The following is a 20578-nucleotide window of genomic DNA, read 5'->3' as shown; positions in this document are numbered from 1 at the left end:
CGTGCAGGGCCGTACGCGGCCGTTCCCAGCCGATCCGGGCGGGAGGAGGGTGGCTGGACGGTGGAGCGCCGCGCGGTCAGGCCTGGGCGGCCACCGCGCGGCGGCGGTGGCGGGCGACGCGTTCCCGGTTGCCGCAGACCTCACTGCTGCACCAGCGGCGCCGCCGCCCGCGCGACGCGTCGAGGTAGACCAGGGAGCAGCTCTCCCCCTCGCACCGCCGCAGCTGGGCCCGCGCGGCGGGGTCCGTGAGCAGCTCGACGGCGTCCCTGGCGACCGCCGCGAGCAGGGCCCCGCAGTCGGGCTGCGCGGCCAGGGTGCGGACGAGGGTGCCGTCCGGCGCGGACCGGGCGCTGGGCGCGGGCGGGGCGGCCAGGGCGGCGGCGTTGAGCCGGGAGACGTCGGCGGCGGCGGGCGTCGTCGGCAGCGGCGGCTCCTCGGGAACGGCAGGAGACGGCGCGTCGGCCGGCCGGGTCGCCAGCTGGGTCGCCACGACCCGCCGCAGCACGTCCCGCAGCACCAGGAAGCGGCCGAGCCATGCCGCGTCGGCGGCCACCGCCGTACCGCTCGGGACGAGTCCGGTGCCGTACAGCCATTCGGTGAGGCGGCGCGGCGAGTCGAGACGGTCGACGGGCTCCTCGGAGAGCCGTCCGGTGACCGTCGCGAGCAGGTCGAGGCTCACCCGCCCGGTGTCGAATCGAAGCTCGGAGGAGGCTGTAACCGTCATGTGCCTGTCACCCTTCCAGCCGCCGCCCGTCACCCGCTGCCCCCAGAGTGCCCCGCCGGGGCCAAAGGGGCCAGGGCCTGTGGGCAGGTGGAGGACGGGCCGGTGGGCGGGGTGGCGGGCCAGGCGGTGCGGCGGGGCCTACTCCTCCCCCGCGTACTTCTCGTCCGTCAGCGGGTCCAGTGCCAGCCGGTAGCCCCGCTTCACGACGGTCTGGATGAGTTTGGGCGCCCCCAGCGCCGTCCGCAGCCGGGCCATCGCGGTCTCGACGGCGTGCTCGTCGCTGCCCGCGCCCGGCAGGGCCTTCAGCAGTTCCGCGCGCGGGACGACCCACCCCGGCCGCCGCGCCAGCGCGCGCAGCAGCGCCATGCCGGCGGGCGGTACGGTCCGCAGTTCGCCGTCGACGACGGCCGCCTGGCCGCGGATCTCGACCCGGCGGCCCGCGACGGGCAACGCCCGTACCCGTCCCGGCAGTTCGGCGGCGATCAGCTGGACGAGCGGGCCGAGCCGGAAGCGGTCCGGCTGGAACGTCGGGATGTCGTGGGCCTCCAGCGGGAGGGCGGTGACCGGGCCCACGCAGGCCGGCAGGACGTCGTGCCGCAGCGCGTCGACCAGCTTGTCGAGCCGGCCGAGCCGGGCGGCACGGTCCAGCAGCGAGGCCGCCGCCGGGGCGCTGGTGAAGCTCACCGCGTCGAGCGACCGGGCGATCGCCGCGTCGATGAGCCGGTCGACCGGGCCGATGTCCTCCGGCGGCATCCACCGGTACACCGGCACGCCGACGACCTCGGCGCCCGCCGCCCGCAGCGACTCGATGAAGCCGGGCAGCGGCTCGCCGTGCAGCTGGACCGCGATCCGCCGGCCCGCCACACCCTGCTCCAGCAGCCGGTCGAGCACCTCGGCCATCGACTCGGAGGCGGGCGACCAGGTCTCCGTCAGCCCGGCCGCCCGGATCGCGCCCTTCACCTTGGGGCCGCGGGCCAGCACCTCCACCCCGCTCAGCCGGTCCAGCAGGGCCTCGCCGAGGCCCCAGCCGTCGGCGGCGCCGACCCAGCCGCGGAACCCGATCGCGGTGGTGGCCACCACGATGTCCGGGCCGTTGTCGAGCAGTTCCTTGGTCGCCGACAGCAGTTCCGCGTCGTCCAGCAGCGGCACGATCCGCAGCGCGGGCGCCCGCAGCACCGCCGCCCCGCGCCGTTCCAGCAGCGCGGCCAGCTCATCGGCCCGCCGGGCCGCCGTCACCCCGACCGTGAAACCGGCCAGCGGCAGCACCGGGCGGCCCGCCACGGGCTCGCCGGGTGCCGTGACCGGCGCTGTGACCGGTGCCGTGACCGATGCCGTCACCGGTGCCGTGGATCCGGTGGGCGCGGCCGAGGGCGCCCGCGCACCGTCCGTACGCTGTTCTGTCTTCCGCACCTGCATGGCTTGCCCCGCTCCGCTGGAGGTACACGTACCTGGTGGCCCCCGCCGCCGGTTGATGGCTCACGTCCGGCCGATCGCCCGGTCGGACGCATCGTGCCAACGCGGGGTGACGGGCGGGGATCGCCAGGATTTCCCGGGTGTTACGCCCGGATCCCGGGCCCCCGGCGCGGCCGGGCCCGCTCACACCTCCGCGTAGCTCGGCTGCGGCGCCGGTTCCGCCGCCGGGGAGAGCGCCGGCGGCGTGGCGGGACGGCGGAGGTATACGGCCCAGGTGAGCGCGAAACACACCGCGTAGAAGGCCAGGAAGGAGACGAAGGCCGGGGTGCCGGTGTGCGCGGAGAGGAAGGACTCGCGGAACGCCAGGTTGATGCCGAGGCCGCCGAGCGCGCCGACCGCGCCGATCAGCCCCATCGAGGCCCCGGAGAGCCGGCGCCCGTACGCCGCGGCCGCCTCGCCGCTGAGGCCCTTGGCGAGCGCCTTGGCGTGGTAGATGCCGGGGATCATCTTGTACGTCGAGCCGTTGCCGAGCCCGGTGAGCACGAACAGGGCGATGAATCCCGTGGTGAAGACCGGCAGCGACTTCTGCACGGAGGCGAGCACGACGACGAGCGTCGCGCCGGCCATCCCGAGGAAGTTCCAGAGCGTGATGCGCGCTCCCCCGAACCGGTCGGCGAGGCGCCCGCCGACCGGGCGGATCAGCGAGCCGAGCAGCGGCCCGATGAACGTGATCGACGCGGCCTGCAGCGGGGTGCGGGCGAACTGGTTCTGCAGCACGAGGCCGAAGGCGAAGCTGTAGCCGATGAACGAGCCGAAGGTGCCGATGTAGAGGAAGGACATGATCCAGGTGTGGGCGTCCCGCACCGCCTCGCGGGCCGCACCGGTGTCGTTCCTGACCGGTGCCAGGTTGTCCATCCGCAGCGCGGCCAGCGTCGCCGCGATCACGATCAGCGGGATGTACACCCCGAGCAGGATCCGCGGGTGCGACGCGCCCGCCGTTCCGATCACGAGGAGCCCGACGAGCTGGACCACGGGCACGCCGATGTTGCCGCCGCCCGCGTTCAGGCCGAGTGCCCAGCCCTTCTTCCGGAGCGGGAAGAAGGAGTTGATGTTGGTCATGGAGGAGGCGAAGTTGCCGCCGCCCACCCCGGTGAGCGCCGCGACCAGCATGAAGGTGCTGTACGAGGTGCCGGGCTTCATCACGACCGCGGCCGCGATGGTGGGGAGCAGCAGCATCAGCGCGCTGAAGACCGTCCAGTTGCGGCCGCCGAAGCGCGCCACGGCGAACGTGTACGGGACCCGGACGAAGGCGCCGACGGCGGTCGCCATGCCCACCAGGAAGAACTTTCCGGCCGGGTCGATGCCGTACTGGGGGCCCATGAAGAGCACCAGGACCGACCACAGGGTCCACACGGAGAAGCCGACGTGCTCGGACAGGACGGAGAAGAGCAGATTGCGGTTGGCGGTCCTGCGTCCGCCGTTCTCCCAGAACTCGGTGTCCTCCGGGTCCCACCGCTCGATCCAGCGGCTCCCCTTGCGCGGTTCCGTAGCGCGCGGTTCCGTAGCGGTGGCATGCATAACGCCTCCAGGCCCTGCCGGTTTCGGGTGTCGTCCACGACAGTAGGAACGGCCCGTTACCGCCCGATGGCCCGAGGTGACGCGGGGGGAACCATGCACTCACCCGGCGCCGGGGGGCACTGTGAGACGCGCGTCGTCGGGGTGGAGCTGCGCGGCGGGACGGACGTCACCGGATTCGGGGAGCGCCGCGAGACGGGCGTCGGGATCCGGGAGCGCCGCGAGACGCGCGTCGGGATCCGGGAGCCAGCTGCCGGCGGGCCGGTGCAGCCAGCGTCCGGCCGCCGCCAGCGTGGTCACCGCCTCGTGCAGGGCGGTCAGCCCGGGGTGGCGTAGCCCGCGGCGCCAGACCATCGAGACCAGGGCGAGCGGGACGGGGTCCACCAGCGGCCGCAGCACCGCGCCGGGCATGTCGACGAACTCGGTGGTGGCCAGTACCGGCCAGCGGTGCTTCGCCACCAGCCGGATGAACTCCGCCTCGCCCTCGATCTGCGGGAAGGGCGCGGCCACCGCGATCCCCCGGCCCGCGAAGAGCCGCTCGGCGAGATCGGTCCACTCGGCGGTGGTCGGGTTCCCGGCCCCGGCGTACAGCGTCTCCCCCGCGAGCGCGTCCAGCGGGATCCGCTCCAGGCGCGCGAGCGGGTGCTCCCGCGACAGGACGACGGCCATCGGCTCGTAGCGCACCGGCCGGTGCTCGAGCCGGGACAGGGTGGCCGGGGCCAGCCCGGCGACACGGCCGAAGGAGACGTCCAGCCGGCCGGCGAGGATGTCGGCGGCGGCACCGGTGAGACCGCTGTGGAAGCGGGCGATCAGCTCACTGCCGGGAGCCGTCGCACGCGCCTCGTCCAGGACGCGGCGCCCGGTGCTGACGGGCGCGCTGACGTCGACGAGCAGTGGCCGGTCGGCCGCCGCGAAAGCCGCGGCCAGCTCGTCGTGCGCCGCGAGCACCCGCCGCGCGTGCGGAAGGAGCCTTTCCCCGTCGGAGGTGAGTTCGACGCGCCGGGTGGTGCGGACGAACAATTCCGCGCCCAACTCCCGCTCCAGCCGCCGGATGTCACGGCTGAGGGCCTGTTGTGCCACATAGAGCGCCGCCGCGGCACGGGAGAAATGCAGTTCCTCGGCGACGGCGGTGAATGCGCGCAGCAGGCGGGGTTCCAGGTCATGAGGCACGCCGCCATTGAACACCGGCCCCTCACCCACGGCCATTGACAACAGGAATGCGTCAATGGCCGCCGATCAGGTGTTGGACCGCGCCGGGAGCCCGCCCCGAGGCTGATCACATGCACCGTCCCGCACCGCCGCCGCTGCTGCTCATGACCTCCGGCGGCACCCTCATCGCCGCCGACCGCACCCTCAACCACCCCGACGCCGGCCGGCCGCCCCGTCGGCCCCTCCCGCCCCGGACGTTCCCGCCCCGGCACGTCCGTACGCCGCGGCCGCCCGGCCGCTTCGGCGCCTACCGGCGGATCTTCGCCGCTCCGGGCGCCACCGCCTTCACCGTGGGCAGCCTGCTGTCCCGCGCCCCGATGGGGATGTTCGGCGTCAGCCTGATCATCATGATCGCCACGACCCGCGGCTCCTACGCCCTCGCGGGCGCCGTGGCCGCCGCCGGCATGGCCGCGACCGCCGTCCTCGCCCCGGTCGTGGCCCGGCTCACCGACCGGTACGGGCAGGCCGGGATCGCCGTGCCCGCCACCGTGTGGTCCGTGGCGGCCTGCCTCGTCCTGCTGCTGTGCGTGCGCTACGACGCCCCGTCCTGGACGCTCTTCGCCACGTACATCGCGAGGTCCACGTCCCCGAACACCGGCGGCATGGCCCGCGCCCGCTGGGCGCACCTCTACCGCGACGACCCCGCGGCCCGCCATGTGGCCAACTCCTTCGAGCAGGTCGCCGACGAGCTGTGCTTCATGCTCGGCCCGGTCCTGGCCGCGTTCCTGTGCACGGCGCTCTTCCCCGAGGCGGGCATGCTGGTCGCGAACGTGCTGCTGCTCACCGGCGTACTGCTCTTCACCGCCCAGCGCGGCACGGAGCCGCCCGCCCCGGGACGCTCCGCGGCCCGTAGCGGCTCCCTGCTCCGGATACCCGGCCTGCCGGCCCTGCTGGCGGTGTTCTTCTGCACCGGGGTGATCTTCGGCGCGCTGGAGGTCACCACGATCGCCTTCGCCGACGCCCGCGGACACGCGTCGGCGGCCGGCGCCGTCCTCGCCCTGCAGGCCGCCGGATCGGGCGCCGCGGGCCTGCTCTACGGCCTGTCCCGGCCCACCGGACCCGCCACGACCCGCTTCGCGGCCTCGGTGGCGGCGATGGCCGCCCTGATGACGCTGCCGCTGCTCGCCGGCGGGCTGCCGGCGCTCGCCTGCTGTCTCTTCCTCGCCGGCTGCGCCACCGCCCCCACCATGGTCAACGGCATGACCCTGGTGCAGAGCCTCGCCCCGCCGGCCCGCCTCAACGAGGGCATGACGCTCGCCGTCACCGGCATCCTGGCCGGCATCTCCGCCGGCGCCGCCCTCGCCGGCACCGCCGCCGAACGTCTTCCCCCGGGCGCCGGCTTCTGGCTCCCCGCCGCCGCGGGCGCGCCGGCCGCCGTCCTGGCCCTGCGGGTACGGAAGGGGACCACCGGGACGCGCACATGAAAAAGGCCCCACCGCGTGAGCGGCGAGGCCTTCGTCATACATGGGGTTGGTGGAGATGGCGGGAATCGAACCCGCGTCCTGTGGTGCGGAATCAGGGCTTCTCCGAGCGCAGTCCGCTGTGCTTTTCTCAGCCCTGGCAATCACGCGGACAAGTTGCCAACGGGCTCAGTCACTGTTTGGTTTCCTTCAAGCCCCCGTGACCGGGTCAAGAAGTTTAGTTCCCTTGATTATGCCAGGATCCAGGCCGGGAACAGCTCCTGGGCTGACACTCCGTAGAGCTTTCTCTCTAGCTACTTATTAGGCAGCGAGGGAGAAAGCGGAGGCATCGCGCTTGGTGTTGGCGATTATGTTTTGCGACATATGGTTAACGAGATCATTGCCGCTTCCTCGGCTCGCTTCCCCTGCTTCGACATCCCCAGTCGAAACCGATCATCCCCATGTTGATTTTTCAAAGTGTCACCGGCGCAGCCGGGCGAACCCGACAGATCCGGTGGCGCTGTACCCATCGTACGTGACCAACGCCTTGACGGGCCACTGCATTCCCGCGCGCCCCGGGCCGGGCACGGCACCTCGCGCGCCGGTGTCAGGCACACAGGCGCGCAGGTGTCAGGCGCGCTGGCGCCTGCGGACCGCGGAGATCGCGCGGTTCGACTCGCGGGTGTCCTGCTTCTCGCGCAGGGTCTGCCGCTTGTCGTACTCCTTCTTGCCCTTGGCCAGCGCGATCTCGACCTTCGCCCGGCCGTCCTTGAAGTACAGCTGGAGCGGGATGATCGTGTGCCCCGACTCCTGCGTCTTGTGGATCAGCTTCGCGATCTCGGTCTTGTGCAGCAGGAGTTTGCGCTTCCTGCGTGCCGCGTGGTTCGTCCACGTCCCCTGCGTGTACTCGGGGATGTGGACGTTGTGCAGCCACGCCTCACCGCCGTCCAGCTGCGCGAAGCCGTCCACCAGCGAGGCACGGCCCATGCGCAGCGACTTGACCTCGGTGCCGGTCAGCACCAGGCCCGCCTCGAAGGTGTCCAGGATGAGGTAATCGTGGCGCGCCTTCTTGTTCTGCGCGATCAGCTTGTGACCAGTCTCTTTCGCCATAGCGCGGCCATTCTCGCACTAGGAGGGGGGTCTGAGGCCACTCAATACTTCCCTGGCCTCCGCGACCGCCTTGTCGGAGGCTCCCGCGGGGGCCGATCCGCCGCTCACCGTGAGATCCGGCTCGATGCCCCGGCCGTCCACGTTCCGCCCGTCGGGGAGGCTGTAATGGCCGACGGTCAGCTCGGCGACCGAGCCGTCCGGCAGTTCGCTGGGCATCTGCACCGCGCCCTTGCCGAAGGTCCGCGACCCCACCACGACCGCCCGGCCACGGTCCTGCAGCGCGCCCGCGAGCAGCTCCGCGGCGCTCATGGTGCCGCCGTCGACCACAGCCACCAGCGGGGTGTCGGTGTCGCCGCCGTCGCTGGCGTAGAGGGCGCGCTGCCGGCCGTGCACGTCATAGGTGGCGACCAGGCCGCCGTCGAGGAAGACCGAGGAGACCGTGACGGCCTCGGTGACCAGACCCCCGGAATTGCCGCGCAGATCGAGCAGCACGCCCCGGCTCCCGGAGCGCACCGCGGCACGTACCGCGGCGCGTACCTGGCCGCCGACGCCCTTGGTGAACGCCTCGATCTTGATGGAGGTGACGTCCCCGTCCAGTTTCCCGACGGTGACGGCCTCGGTGGCCAGCACCGCGCGACGCAGCGTGATGTCGCGGTTACCGCCGGCGTGGTCCAGGCCGAGCCGGACGACGGACCCCGCGGCGTTGTCGCCGCGCAGCTCCGCCACGACTTCGGTGACCGGCTTGCCGTCCGCCCGCACCCCGTCGATCGACTGGAGCCGGTCGCCGACCTGCACCCGCGCGAGCGCCGCGGGGCTGCCGTCCTGTACCCGGGCCACCTGGATCCAGCCACTGCCGGTGCGCCGCACCCAGAGCCCGACGCCCACGTACCGGCCGTTCAGGGCCTGTTGCAGGCCCGCGTACTCCTGGGCGGTGTAGAACGAGGACCAGCGGTCGCCACTGCGGCTGACCAGCTCTTCGGCGGCCTCCGGGCCGACCTTGCCCTCGTCGATCGCCTTGGCGATCGCGTCGGAGTCGGCGACGTTGCCCGCCGGGATCCTGCTCTGCGCGGCCGACGCGGACCGGGCCGGAACCGCCAGGGTGCCGGCCGCCGCGCCGGTGGCCAGCACCGCCCCGAAAACGATCGTCAGGGCGACCCCGCGGCGTGAGCCGCGGGGCGTCCCGAACATCAACCGGCCGGACATGGCGGGAAGTCTAGGCCAGAAACGGGCGCCATACGGAGAGTTGACCGCAGACCACCCGAAGCGGCACTCAGACCTTGAGGTATTTACGCAGCGTGACGAGGGCGGCGAGGGCCGGCATCAGCATGCTGACCACGAGCACCAGCGGCAGCACCTTGATGACATCGCCCCAGCCGAGGAAGTTCACCAGCGGGATCTTGTCCTGCAGCTTCAGCCCGTGGTCGATCAGGAAGTACCGGCCGGTCATGAGCATGCCGCAGGCCACGCCGCCGCCGACCAGGCCGGCGAAGGCCGCCTCGGCGATGAACGGCATCTGGATGTAGAAGCCGGACGCGCCCACCAAGCGCATGATCCCGGTCTCGCGCCGGCGGCTGAACGCCGAGACGCGCACGGTGTTGACGATCAGCAGCATCGCCACGATCACCATGAAGACCATGGTCCCGAAGGCCACCGCCGTCATACCGCCGAGCAGGTCGAAGAGGTTCTTCAGCAGCTTGCGCTGGTCCTGCACCTCCTGGACGCCCGGCCGGCCGGCGAAGGCGCTGGAGACGACCTGCACCTTCGTCGGGTCCTTGAGCTTGACGCGGTACGACTCCTGCAACTGGTCAGGAGAGAGGGACCCGGCGACCGGCGAGTCCTTGAACTGCTCCTGGTAGTGCTTGTACGCCTCCTGCGAGGACTCGTAGAAGACGGTCTCGACGACCGGGAGCTTCTCCAGGTCCGCTTTGATCGCCTTCTTCTGCTCGTCCGTCACGGCGCCCTTGGAGCACGAGGGGGTGCTCTTCGCATCCGCCTTGTTGCACAGGAAGATGGACACCTGGACCTTGTCGTACCAGTACCCCTTCATGGCGTCGACCTGCTGGCTGGCGAGCCAGGATCCGCCGGCGAGGGCGAGCGAGAGCGCGACGGAGATGATCACCGCGAAGGTCATGGTGAGATTGCGCCGGAGACCGACGCCGATCTCCGACAGGACGAACTGGGCGCGCATGATGTCCTTTCAGGGGGCTGGTGGCTATGACTACGGAGCAGAACCCGGTTCGGTTCAGTGCTGGTAGCCGTAGACACCGCGCGACTGGTCGCGCACCAGTCGCCCCTTCTCGAGCTCGATGACGCGCTTGCGCATCTGGTCGACGATGTTCTGGTCGTGGGTGGCCATCACCACGGTGGTTCCGGTGCGGTTGATGCGGTCCAGGAGCCGCATGATGCCGACCGAGGTCTGCGGGTCGAGGTTTCCCGTCGGTTCGTCCGCGATCAGCAGCATCGGCCGGTTGACGAACGCGCGGGCGATGGCCACACGCTGCTGCTCACCACCCGACAGCTCACCCGGCATGCGGTCCTCCTTGCCGGCCAGGCCGACCAGGTCCAGCACTTCGGGAACGGTCTTGCGGATCGTCCCGCGCGGCTTGCCGATCACTTCCAGCGCGAACGCCACGTTCTCCGCGACGGTCTTGTTCGGAAGCAGCCGGAAGTCCTGGAAGACCGTGCCCAGCTGGCGCCGCATCTGCGGCACCTTCCAGTTGGAGAGCCTCGCCAGATCCTTGCCGAGGACGTGCACCATGCCGGTGTCGGTGCGCTCTTCGCGCAGGATCAACCGGAGGAAGGTCGACTTTCCGGACCCCGACGAACCGACGAGGAAGACGAACTCGCCCTTCTCGATCTCCAGCGAGACATCCCGGAGTGCAGGACGGTTCTGCTTGGGGTAGGTCTTGGTGACGCTGTCGAATCGGATCACGTTCGCACCAGTGAGGTAGCCGGATATTGGGGGCGGACAACCGCAGGGGCGGCTCTCCTGGTGTGGGCGACCATACGCGAATGGCGTAGGGCCGCGCAGTCGGCGTCCTGGGTTCGTGTGTTTACGCACAGGGCACAGGGGGACAAACCAGGCATCGGGCCATGCACGTCACCCCGTGAAATCATGCTAGGCGCGCCGATTGTGCCCGAAGCTGGCACAGTGGAGGAACGGAACGGCCTACCGGCGCGTTCACCGGGCGGAGGAGGAGATGGCATGACATCCGACCGACTGGTGTGCGCCAACTGCGCCGGCCCCGTCAGCGAGGGCCGCTGCGCGGTCTGCCGCGCCAACCGCGCCCGCCTCCAACAGGAAAACCCCTGGTCCGCCCTGACCCCGGCAGCCCTGATCGCCTTGCTGGTGGCCCTGCTGGCCGTCGTCCTGGTCGTCGAACACGCCACGTAGCCGTTCGGGCACGTCCGGCGTGTATATAGGGGTCAGCGAACACACCGCTGACCCCTTTCTCGTCCCCCGGAGTCACGATTTCCGCCGCACGGCGCGGTGCGGCTACGCGGCCCGGGCGAGCGTGAACCACACGCCCTTGCCCTCCACGGCCACGGGCCCGAGCGGTGCGCCGCCGACCGCCCCCCAGCCGTGCGCCAGCGCCGCGACAAGCAAGGGGCCACGGCCGCCCTCCTCCTCGCACCCTCCGCGACGAGGACCGGCAGGTCCGGGGTCCCATCGCATACCGCGATCCGGACATAGTCCGCCTTAACGGCGAACCACAGCAACGACCCGGCGTCCTTGGCATGTCGATAGGTACTGGTGATCGGCTCAGACGCACACACGACGGCGGCGTCGACGATCCGGTGCAACCCGAGCGCCCGCAGCACGGAGGCGACGAAGTCGCGGGCGATGGCTGGGGAGGTGATCAGCGACGGGCAGAACAGCGAGTACGAGTGCGGCGTTACGTCGCCGCGGCCGTCGGGCGGCCAGGCGGAAGTGGTCCGAGGATTCATGGAACGTCACGTCTTCCGTGCGGGGACGGGATGGGGGCGAACGCCGTTGCCCGGCGGTGGCATTGCCCCTCGCGAAGCTCGGGGTGCGCTTCCGCTGTGCGGGCAGGGCGAGAGAGTTCCTGGCCGCCGAGGAATACCCCCACGGCGCGCCAGGCGCCCCTTGGTGCGGCGCTACGCGCGATGCGCGAGGCCGCAGGTGTCACGGCACGTGACGCCGCCCGGCTGCTCGGCGCCGATCCGGCGAAGGTGAGCCATATCGAGGCAGGTCGCGTCGGGGTCAGCGAAGAGCGCCTCCGTCGTCTCGCCTCGTTCTACGCGTGCGGCGACACCGCGCTCATCGACTCACTGGTCTCGATCGCCAACGAGTACCGCGGGCAGGGGTGGTGGGAGCAGTACCGGGGCGTTCTTCCCGCGCCGCTTCTGGATCTGGCCGAGCTCGAGTACCACACCGACTACTTGCGGGCGATCCAGATCACCCACATCCCGTGAGCCTTCCAGACCGAGGACTACGCTCGCACCATCTTCGGCTTCGGCATCCCCGAACTCCCCCAGGCCGAACTGGAAGCGCGGGTCGCTCATCGAATGCAGCGCCGAGAGGTCCTGCTGCGCGACTCCGGCCAGTCGTACGAGGCCATCCTCCACGAAACTGCTCTGCGAATGCGCTTCGGCGGCCGGAAAGTCGCCCGCGCCCAGCTCGAATATCTGCTGACGCTCGGCGAACGACCCGGCATCTCCCTGCTCGTGATTTCCTTCGACGCAGAAGGCCACATCGGCTCAGGTCACGCGATGCTCTGCGCCGGCGGGCCGGTCCCCCAACTCGACACCGTCCAGATCGAGGCCGCCCACGGCGTCACCTTCCTCGACCGCGCGGCTCACCTCAAGCATTACCGAACTCTGTTCGACACCGTTGAATTGCTGGCACTCACCGAAGCCGCGTCGCGGGAATTCATCCACTCCGTCGCCCGGACACTCTGAAGGGTTCCTCGATGACCGCCCCGATCGCATGGCAGAAGTCCTCCTTCTCCCAGGAGCACGGCGACTGCCTCGAGAAGAAACGGCGGACTTCGCGGTCAGCCGACCGCGACCGCCATCTTTCCGACCTGGGCGGAGACGACCTCCGTCGGCATGGCCCGATACGGATCCTCGGGCAAATCAACCGTGCTGAAGTACGCGAGAACCCCGTTCGTTCGGATCACCCAGATGTCGATAGGCAGTTTTCCGCCGCCGACGGCGGGAGTGAGCCACACGCCCAGCGGCTCCTCGCCGCCATAGGCGATTGGATCCGCCTTCACGGTGAACTGCGTTGAGGCATCGGAGTCCGACGCCTTGAACCCACCCCCGCATGCACCGACCGCGGTTGTGATCGCCTCCAGCACCCGCTCCGCGTCCCCTGGCGCATACGATACGAGCCGCAACCGGACCGGCGCCTTGGGGTTGCCCGCCTCCACCACGCTCCGATCCACGAACGTCCGCGGCACGACCGCACTCGAAACACTCAGCAGATCCGCGAACGGCTGGCACGCCAGTTTGTCTGCTTTCGCGTGACCGGCGCTCGCCTTCGGCGTGCTCACCTTGTCCCCGGCAGATTCTGAATTCCACAATCGTCAATCGATGAGCAACTCTTCAAGTCTTTCCGCGGAACCTGAAGTCCCTAGCATGTCAGCAGCGGCCACGATTCGCGCATAGTACTCCCGGGCTATGGGAAGTTCATCTTCATAGATCCACGAACACAGCATGTCGAAAGCTTCGACCTCTTCGCCCGCCTCGAGCAGGACATCGATGCTCGCAAGCACCTTTGGGGACGTTATAGGAGATTCCCGCAAGAGCTGGACCACCAGCGAACGTCGAGCATAGAAGTCGTCCAGTCGGCCCACGAGCGGCACCTCACCTCAATAGAGCGGGAAAGCTGTATGAACGATATCGTTGAGCGGCTCGTAGCGCACGAGGATCTTCACGCCGTTCACAACCCCCGTGACATCCTGAATCGCCGGCTCTCCCTTCCTGGTCCGCAAGGTTCTCTCAGCGAATTTCGCAGATCCCTTTGACCATACTCGCGTACTGTTCGGACTCGTCGCCACGTCGGCTACCGCATCGAGTATGTCGTCGTGAGTCCAATTCTCAGGGAATACAGTCTTTCCAGGGGCGCCCGGATGCGCGTGCCCTTCCAGAATATGGTCCGACCTCTCGTCGCCGATCAATTCCCGCCCGGGCCCGCAATTGTGCACCAGGACCGGAGCGACCCCTACCAGCACAAAATACGTGTGAAGGTCCGCGACCGTGAGGTCGTAAGTAACGTCCGTCGAGTGGTAGTTACGGACCGCCAGCACCGTAAGCGTCGTGCCGTCCGGCTGTTGCAGCTCGGTGCCCGGGGTCAGGTTCTTCGCGTCTGTCCAGCGGTGGTGGGTGGCGTCCCAGAAGGGGTGGTGCCAGGTGGTGGTGATGTTGGACGGCGGCCCTGTGGGGGCCGCCGCGATCGTCACGTCGGTGAACTCTGTGTCGTCCGTGGTGACGATCTGCTTCTGGACCGGCTCCGACGCGGTCGTGCCGGTCTGCGGGTCGGTGGCTTTGACCACATCGCCCGGCTGGACCTCGGCGATGGGTTTGGTGCTGCCGTCCGCCAGGAGAACGCCGGTACCGGCGGTGAAACTGTGGACGGAGCAGGCTTCCGCTACCGCATCGACCGCCTCGCGCGCTTCCGACTGGGCGTGCGCTGCCTTCACGATGTCTTCTGCCGCGCGGGCCGCTTCCTCGGCGTCCTTGATGGCTGTCTCTGCGCGTTTCAGGGAGCGCCAGACCTTGAAGGCCTTGAAGGCGACCTTGACCGCCTTGAAGAGCTTGCCCCAGGGGACGGCGTTGAGGGCCGTGTTGATGCAGCCCATGACGTCGCCCTCGGTGAAGCAGGACTTGGCGTCGTTGAAGCCGATGAGGTCGCCGACCAGGTTGATGATCTGGCTGGTCAGGCCCTGCTTCGACTTGCGGGCGGCGGTGGCTGCCGCCTGGGCGGTGGCGGCGGCGCGCTCGGCGGCGGCGGATTCGGACTGGGAGCGGGCCGCGTCGGCGGCGCGGGCCTTGTTGCTGCCGACGGGATTGCCGTCGGGGCGGCTGCACTTGCCGTTGTGGCAGGAGCCGGCGTCCGGGTTGCCCGGATCGATCGGGCCGCTCTGGTTGATGCGGCCCGATCCGTCGGCGTACGGGACACCCACTCCGCACAGGTCCGCCGGGCACAGGCCCGAGGGATCGGACGAGGTGACCGGGCTGTTGCCGGCGTAGGCGTAGGCGTTCCACGAGTCGGGGGCGCCGGGGACCAGGACCGGGTCGGGGGTGAGGAAGCGGCCGACGGAGGAGTCGTACTCGCGGGCGCCGAGGTTGGTCAGGCCGGTGGCATCATCCTGTTCGCCGCCTACGTAACCGCGGGTCCCCTGCCAGGTCGCGGCGGTGGTGCGGGACTCCCCGAAGGGCTTGTACTGGCGGCGGGTGGCCTGTTGGGTGCCCGCGTCGATCTGGAGCTGGGCGGTGCCCTGCCGGTCGGAGATGGAGTAGGCGACGCGTTCGCCGGCGGAGTCGGCGGTGTGGACGGCGACGGTCTGGCCGCCGAGGGAGATGTAGCGGGAGCCGTCGGACTTGGCGGCACCGTTCTTGAGGGTGATCTCCTGGTCGCCGGTGAAGAGGACCGTCGAGTCGGCGTCGCGGCGGATGAGCAGCGAGCCGCCGGCGTCGTAGAGGTACTTGGTGGAACCGGCGGTGCCGGTCCTGGCCAGGTCCGCCAGCTTGCCCTCGTCGTTGAACGTGAAGGTGTCCGTGCCGGCGCGGGCGGTGCGGGTGGCGATGTTTCCGGCGCTGTCGTACGTGTAGTCGGTGCTGGTGTTGCCGGCCGGACCGCCCGGACCCGCCGTGCTGACATTGGACAGGGCGTGCGCCGGCCCCTTGCCCGCCGCGGCCTCGGTGTAGGTGGAGACGGAGTCCTTGGTGGCGTCGCCCGTCAGGTCGTGGTCGGTCTGGGAGCGCCGGTTGCCGGTGGCGTCGTAGGTCCAGGACTGCCAGTACGCCGGGGCGGCCAGGGGGCTGCCGACCGTGGTGGCGGCACCCGGCGCCGGCGCTGCCGCGCAGGCGTCGGTGGCGGTCCAGGCGGAGGAGAGCCGCTGGGCCCAGTCATAGGTGAAGCACTGGGTGTCGGTGGTGCCGTCGCCGAGGCCGTCGCGGATCCTGGTGACGTTGCCGGACGGCTGGTAGTCGTAGGTCGTCTGGTCGGCGACCTTCGCGCCCGCGGCCGTCACCACGAACGAGTCCTTCACCCGGTGCGTCTGCTGGTCGTAGGTGAAGGTCTGCTGGGTGAAGTTGCCACTGGCGCCCAGGGTGTACTGATACGGCTCGTCGAACTCCGTCCAGCTCAGCGAGGCGGCCAGGGTGGTGCTGCCGGCGCTCTTCTGGCGGCCGAACTCGTCGTAGCCGTAGGTCACGGTCTCCTGCGGCAGCAGGCTCGTGGAAGGGTTCGCGTCGGTGTAGGAGAGCAGCGTGCCGGTCGGGTTGTACTGGTTCTGTGTGACATACGTGCCGGCGAGGGCGCCTTCCTCGGAGGGCACGATCAGCGCGCTCGCGGTGGGCCAGCCGTGCGAGTCGTAGCCGACGACCTTGCTGGTGTAGGCGGCGCCGGCGGCGTAGCGGGTCGAGGAGGTCGGCAGCCCCTTCTTGAGGGAGTCGTACGCCCAGGAGGCCAGTTGGTTGCCGCTCGAGGCGGTCGCACCGCCGGTCGTGTCGTACGAAGCGGTCTTGCGGCCCAGCTCGTCGTACGTGTAGCTGACGCTCTTGCCCCGCGCGTCGGTCGCGGAGAGCAGTTGTCCGCCGTTGTCGTACGTGGAGGTCGAGTGACCGGTGTCCGGGTCGTCCTGCGCGTACCGGCGGCCCAGCAGGTCGTAGGTGTTGGACCAGGTGTGCCCGGCTCCGTCGTCCTGGGTGAGCTGGCGGCCCGACACGTCATAGGTGTACGTGGCGGTGTCGGCGGGTCCGCTGGGCGTGGCGCCGTGGTAGCGGAGCAGCGAGCTGGTGTTGCCACGGGCGTCGGTGTACGTCGAGGTGGGAGTGGCGCCGGCGGGCGGGGTGACATCGGTGCGGTCGGCGCCCGGATAGGCGGTGGTGGTGCGCCAGGTCTCGGATGCCTTGGTGTACGCCGCGGAGACGGTGACGCGGCCCGCGCCGTCGTAGAAGGTGCCGGTCTGGGTCGGGACCTGGTTGTCAGGGGCGCTGACAAGGGTGCCGGACGGTGTACCGGTCGCGTAGTACGGGCCGGCGCTCTTCACCTGCCAGCCGTGCGAGTCGTACACCGTGTCGGAGATGACCCGGCCGCCGTCGACGGTCTCGGTCTGGGTCTCGCGCGGCCGGAGCAGCGCGTCGACCAGCGCGACCGAGGTGCGGTAGGTGCCGTGGTCGTTGAGGGTCTGGGTGGTGACCGTCGACGGCCCGGTGGACCTGAGGTTGTAGGCGTACTTGGTGTTGGGGCCGTTGCTGGTGGAGAACCCGGGCTGCCACACGGCGGTCAGCCGGCCGAGGGCGTCGTACGTGCTGGTGGTCGAGTAGCCGGCGGCGTCGGTGGTCTTCACGTCCAGGCCGCGGGCCGGGTCCAGGGTCGTGGTGGTGGTGAACGCCGCTGACTGCCCGGCGACCTGGGGCCGGGTGACCTTGATGGTGGGCGGGGTGGTGTCGGTGGCGGCCGTGAACACGGTCGTGGTGGTGCGGCCGAGCGCGTCGGTCTCGCTGTCCTGGCGGCCGTACGCGTCGTAGTGCGACTTCAGGGCCGTGATGTAGTGCGGAGTGCCGTCGGCCGCCACCGAGTCGGCCTTCTGCACCATGGTGGTGTCACCGAATCCGGGCACGGCCAGGTTGTCGGTGGAGCCGTCGAAGAAGGTCAGGTCGTCGCTGACCGCGTTCTGCGGGAACGTGGGGGTGGCAGCGCAGCCGACCGAGACGGTCTGGACCCGGCGCGGCAGCGGCAGCGTGCCTCCGGAGGCGTCCTTGGCGTACCAGGTGCGGGAGCACTTGTCGTCGGCGGCGGTCGAGAGGTCGCCCTTGTCGTCGACGGAGACCGGCAGCCCGGTGGCGTCGTCGAAGTCGGTGACGGTCTCCGTGGTGCGGGCTGTGTGATCCGCCTTGGTCGTGGTGGTGCGGGTGCGTGCGGTGTTCGCCGCGGGCCGCGCCTGCAACGGGTCGAGCCCGACCTTGGTGCGTGTCCGGGTCGCCGTCACCGGCCCCAGCCACGGGTAGTTGACGGTGTCTGCGAGCAGGGCTCCGCCCTGTCCGTTGTAGCTCAGCGTCTCGTACGTCTGGCCCGCCAGCGCGTCCGCGTCGTTGACCGTGTCGGAGTTGGCGCTGTTGCCCAGGTTCTTGCCCATGCCACGGAAGAAGGTGCTCCGGGACTGCGTGATGTTCTCGGGTGCGGTACCCGTGGTCACGTCGACCTGGCCGTAGCCGCGCCACTGGTTGTAGGTGCGGTACTTGGGATCGGTACCCGGATCGTCGTTGAAGTGCCAGGCGGCGTCGGTGCCGTAGGTGTACGTCGCCTGCTTGGGAAGGCCGCCGCCCGTCGGGTCCTGCTCGGTGACGGAGCCGACGACGATCTTGTTGAACCAGTCCAGTTGTGGTGCGGTCTGGCCCGGTGGCGTCCAGTACGAGGGATAGCAGCGCAGGGTGTTGGTGGCCGGACTCGCCGGCATGACGACCGTGCCCTTGCGATGGCACTGCGCCGCGTTGTAGTTGACGGTGATCACTTCACCGGATTCGGTCCTGATCGTCGTCATGCGCGGACGGGTGATGGGCTGGTAGCCGTCGTTGCCGTCGACCCGGTTGGCATACACCTGGTTCTCGAACGTCACCGGGGGCAGTGGATCACTGCCGCCGCCCGCCAGGCCGGTGCGGGTGATGGAGGTCAGCCACAGCGCCGGGGTCGTGGTGTCACCGGTGGCCGGGAAGCTGTGGGTGAGCGACCACGCGTCCACATCCAGCAGTTTCGTGCCGGCCAGCACCTGGGTGCGGATTCCGGTCAGGCGCTTCGTCGTCCAGAAGGACGGGCCGTGGTTGGCGCAGCTGCCGGTGGACGGGCAGTTCTGGTCGAAGGGCACGTCCGGCCAGCGTGCCGCGTTGGCGGCCGTCAGCTTGTCGGGGGCACAGTCGAAGACACCGGTGACGGGGAGGCAGCGTTCGGCGGTGCTGAAGACCACCTGGGCGGCGGCCGGCGAGGCGGCGTCGTACACCTTTCCGGCGCGCTGGCCATATTGGATCTTCGCCAGATAGCCGCTACGGGTGTACGACGTGGGGGGCGTGGTCGCGTTGTTCTTGCCGTAGTAGCCGGTCTCCGGGGTGTACCAGTAGCTCAGCGCGTTGCCGTGGCTGTCCACGACGTAATCGAGGTTCCAGCGGTACGCCTGCTGGCAGGACGAGGCGTCGAACGTCGCGGCGTGGCAGGGCTCGTTGGCGTCGTTGCCGAAGACCGGGACGGTCCAGACCGAGTTGGTCGCCGCGCTGCCGGTGGTCCAGCCGGGAAGCTGGTTCTTGCCGAAGTAGTAGTCGGTGCCGTCCTGCGTGGTCACGACCCAGTACTCGTGGTCGTTGTCGCCGTTGACGGTGTCCGTCCGGACCGAGATCTTCTCGCCGCTGTCGCTCTGCGGGTGCCAGGTCTTCTTGGCGTCGTCGTAGACCAGGGTGTTGGAGGAGCCGTTGAGCGAGAGGGTGATCGAGTCGGCGGCTTCCGACCAGCACTCGTCGGAAGTCTTGGGGCTGCCGCCCGCGGCGTCGTCGGCGCAGGAGACGTAGCCGCGCTCCACGAAACCGGGCGAGTAGTCCCAGCCGTCACCGATCCAGGAGGCCTGGCTGTTGGTGGAGGAGATCCGGCCGTCCACTCCCTGCGACCCGTAGTTCAGGGCGACGGACGGCTTGAGGCCGCCCGGAACCTCGGGCAGTCCGATCGGGTACGACCAGGAGAACCCGCCGGTCGAACCTCCCGCCGACCACTGGCCCGAAGGGGAGAGGGACGTCGCGCCGTAGGTACCGCCGCCGCCACTGCCACCCGCGAGGGCCGCCAGCACGACGGGCTGAGCGGCGGGACGGAACGCGGGAGCGGCGGATCCGCCGGCGGACGCGGCGGGAAGCACGACGTCCGCCGAGACCTGGCCAGTTCCGACGTCGTTGGCGGAGCGCAGCGGGGTCTGCGTCCGGCACTGCGCGAGACCAGGGGTGGTCAACGCACAGCCGGGCAGCTGGACCAAGTGCAGGCGGGAGGCCCAGTCGCCGCCGTACGCGTCGCGGAAGGCCGTGTAGTCGAGAGCGAGGTGGACCGAACCGCCCGTTCCGCCGTCCGTACGGGTCACGGACGTCATGACACCGGCGATTCCGGCCCGGGTGACGGCGTCCTGCCCGGCCATCGCCACGCGCACTTTGGTGACGGGCCGGTCGGCAGTGGTGGAGCGGGCCGAGGGTGCGGTGGGACTGCCTGCGGGGGTGGCCGGAGCCTTGAGGGCCGATACCCGCACCGGCAGTTCTCCGGCCTGGATGGAACTCCGGTCCGGTGTCCTGCCGGCCGATGCCGAAGCCGTCGGGGCCGCTGCGGAGGAAGGTGCCGACGCGGACGCCGATCCGGGCGCCGGCAGGACAACGTCCGCCGAAGCGGCCACCGGCCAGGACTTCTTGGCGTGCGCCGCGTCCCAGGCCGGTGTCGTCCGGCTCTTCACGGGGTGTGTCGCGACCGGCGTGACGTCCACCGGATGCGCCTTGTCCGGCGTGACGGCGTAATTCCGCTTTCCTGCGGAATCGAATGCGAGGGCCGTGGCCGGATCAGCGGTGGTGACGAGAAGCAGCAGGGCGGAGGCGAACACGATCCATGCCGCGGAAATCATCGCTCTGCCGCGCCGTCGGAATCCAGAGCGCGCCCAAGGCCGATTGATCACCGAAACCCCCCGCTTCGAAGTGATAGCCCGGCGAACCTAGCAGCGAACACGTTTATTGAGTTATTGAAGAAGTTAAGCAATGGCAAAGAAAACGCCAAGACGAGTTACATACGGGACGCCTGACCTGCTGTCAACAGTGCAAAACCGGGGCATGGGTGCTTATTCGATGCGACGGCATCTTTACCAATAATCTCTTGTTGCCCGCGGCATTGAATCGCTACCGTCCCGGAGCGAGAACGCCATTCCGACATGCCCATGGGGGGCCTGCA

Annotated in this window: 14 protein-coding genes, 1 other RNA gene and 1 pseudogene; 4 read left to right on the top strand and 12 right to left on the bottom strand. The window is 70.0% G+C overall.

Features of this window, described 5'->3' with window-relative positions; all coding sequences use genetic code 11:
- Window positions 1-76: 76 nt before the first annotated feature.
- The 4 genes from LNW73_RS20460 to LNW73_RS20445 all read right to left on the bottom strand — a co-directional run bounded on the left by LNW73_RS20460 (window position 77) and on the right by LNW73_RS20445 (window position 4882).
- Window positions 77-724 (bottom strand): CGNR zinc finger domain-containing protein, encoded by a 648-nt coding sequence (locus LNW73_RS20460; protein ID WP_250990899.1) that lies wholly within the window; start codon window positions 722-724, stop codon window positions 77-79.
- 138 nt (window positions 725-862) lie between these two features.
- Entirely contained in the window at window positions 863-2005 is a 1143-nt protein-coding gene (locus tag LNW73_RS20455; protein ID WP_250992982.1) for a uroporphyrinogen-III synthase, read from the bottom strand.
- Window positions 2006-2320: 315 nt separating this feature from the next.
- Entirely contained in the window at window positions 2321-3715 is a 1395-nt protein-coding gene (locus LNW73_RS20450; protein ID WP_250990898.1) for a nitrate/nitrite transporter, read from the bottom strand.
- Window positions 3716-3814: 99 nt separating this feature from the next.
- Complete coding sequence (locus tag LNW73_RS20445; protein ID WP_250990897.1) at window positions 3815-4882, bottom strand: LysR family transcriptional regulator; 1068 nt, start codon at window positions 4880-4882, stop codon at window positions 3815-3817.
- Between the two features lie 110 nt (window positions 4883-4992).
- On the opposite strand from LNW73_RS20445, the gene LNW73_RS20440 reads away from it, so the two are divergent.
- Window positions 4993-6345: an MFS transporter gene (locus LNW73_RS20440; protein WP_250990896.1), complete on the top strand. Its 1353-nt coding sequence runs from the start codon at window positions 4993-4995 to the stop codon at window positions 6343-6345.
- Between the two features lie 47 nt (window positions 6346-6392).
- On the opposite strand, the gene ssrA is transcribed toward LNW73_RS20440, so the two are convergent.
- The 5 genes from ssrA to ftsE form a co-directional block, all read right to left on the bottom strand.
- Window positions 6393-6782, bottom strand: a transfer-messenger RNA (tmRNA) gene (ssrA, locus tag LNW73_RS20435).
- Window positions 6783-6951: 169 nt separating this feature from the next.
- Window positions 6952-7431: an SsrA-binding protein SmpB gene (smpB, locus tag LNW73_RS20430; protein WP_138357582.1), complete on the bottom strand. Its 480-nt coding sequence runs from the start codon at window positions 7429-7431 to the stop codon at window positions 6952-6954.
- An 18-nt stretch (window positions 7432-7449) separates the two neighbouring features.
- Entirely contained in the window at window positions 7450-8634 is a 1185-nt protein-coding gene (locus LNW73_RS20425) for a S41 family peptidase (protein WP_250990895.1), read from the bottom strand.
- Between the two features lie 67 nt (window positions 8635-8701).
- Window positions 8702-9619: a permease-like cell division protein FtsX gene (gene ftsX / locus LNW73_RS20420; RefSeq protein ID WP_250990894.1), complete on the bottom strand. Its 918-nt coding sequence runs from the start codon at window positions 9617-9619 to the stop codon at window positions 8702-8704.
- Between the two features lie 54 nt (window positions 9620-9673).
- Entirely contained in the window at window positions 9674-10363 is a 690-nt protein-coding gene (gene ftsE, locus LNW73_RS20415) for a cell division ATP-binding protein FtsE (protein ID WP_138357585.1), read from the bottom strand.
- 273 nt (window positions 10364-10636) lie between these two features.
- Here ftsE and LNW73_RS20410 point away from each other — a divergent pair, with 273 nt between their 5' ends.
- The 3 genes and pseudogenes from LNW73_RS20410 to LNW73_RS36410 form a co-directional block, all read left to right on the top strand.
- A complete protein-coding gene (locus tag LNW73_RS20410; protein ID WP_164299236.1) occupies window positions 10637-10825 on the top strand; it encodes a hypothetical protein in 189 nt (62 codons plus the stop codon).
- 344 nt (window positions 10826-11169) lie between these two features.
- Window positions 11170-11868, top strand: a complete 699-nt coding sequence (locus LNW73_RS36415; protein ID WP_308407695.1) for a helix-turn-helix domain-containing protein — start codon at window positions 11170-11172, stop codon at window positions 11866-11868.
- A gap of 15 nt (window positions 11869-11883) precedes the next feature.
- A pseudogene (locus tag LNW73_RS36410) lies at window positions 11884-12354 on the top strand (DUF5753 domain-containing protein); the annotation flags it as partial.
- 95 nt (window positions 12355-12449) lie between these two features.
- On the opposite strand, the gene LNW73_RS20400 reads toward LNW73_RS36410, so the two are convergent.
- The 3 genes from LNW73_RS20400 to LNW73_RS20390 are packed head-to-tail and all read right to left on the bottom strand — an operon-like array spanning window position 12450 to window position 20258.
- Complete coding sequence (locus LNW73_RS20400; RefSeq protein WP_250990893.1) at window positions 12450-12950, bottom strand: hypothetical protein; 501 nt, start codon at window positions 12948-12950, stop codon at window positions 12450-12452.
- Between the two features lie 33 nt (window positions 12951-12983).
- Window positions 12984-13253: a MafI family immunity protein gene (locus LNW73_RS20395; RefSeq protein ID WP_250990892.1), complete on the bottom strand. Its 270-nt coding sequence runs from the start codon at window positions 13251-13253 to the stop codon at window positions 12984-12986.
- 15 nt (window positions 13254-13268) lie between these two features.
- Window positions 13269-20258, bottom strand: a complete 6990-nt coding sequence (locus LNW73_RS20390) for an RHS repeat-associated core domain-containing protein (RefSeq protein ID WP_250990891.1) — start codon at window positions 20256-20258, stop codon at window positions 13269-13271.
- Window positions 20259-20578: the final 320 nt, after the last annotated feature.

Origin of the sequence: Streptomyces sp. RKAG337, assembly GCF_023701715.1 — a bacterium.
In the GTDB taxonomy this organism is placed as follows: domain Bacteria; phylum Actinomycetota; class Actinomycetes; order Streptomycetales; family Streptomycetaceae; genus Actinacidiphila.
Note: the sequence above shows the minus strand (reverse complement) of the source record. Positions and strands in the feature narration are given on the sequence as shown.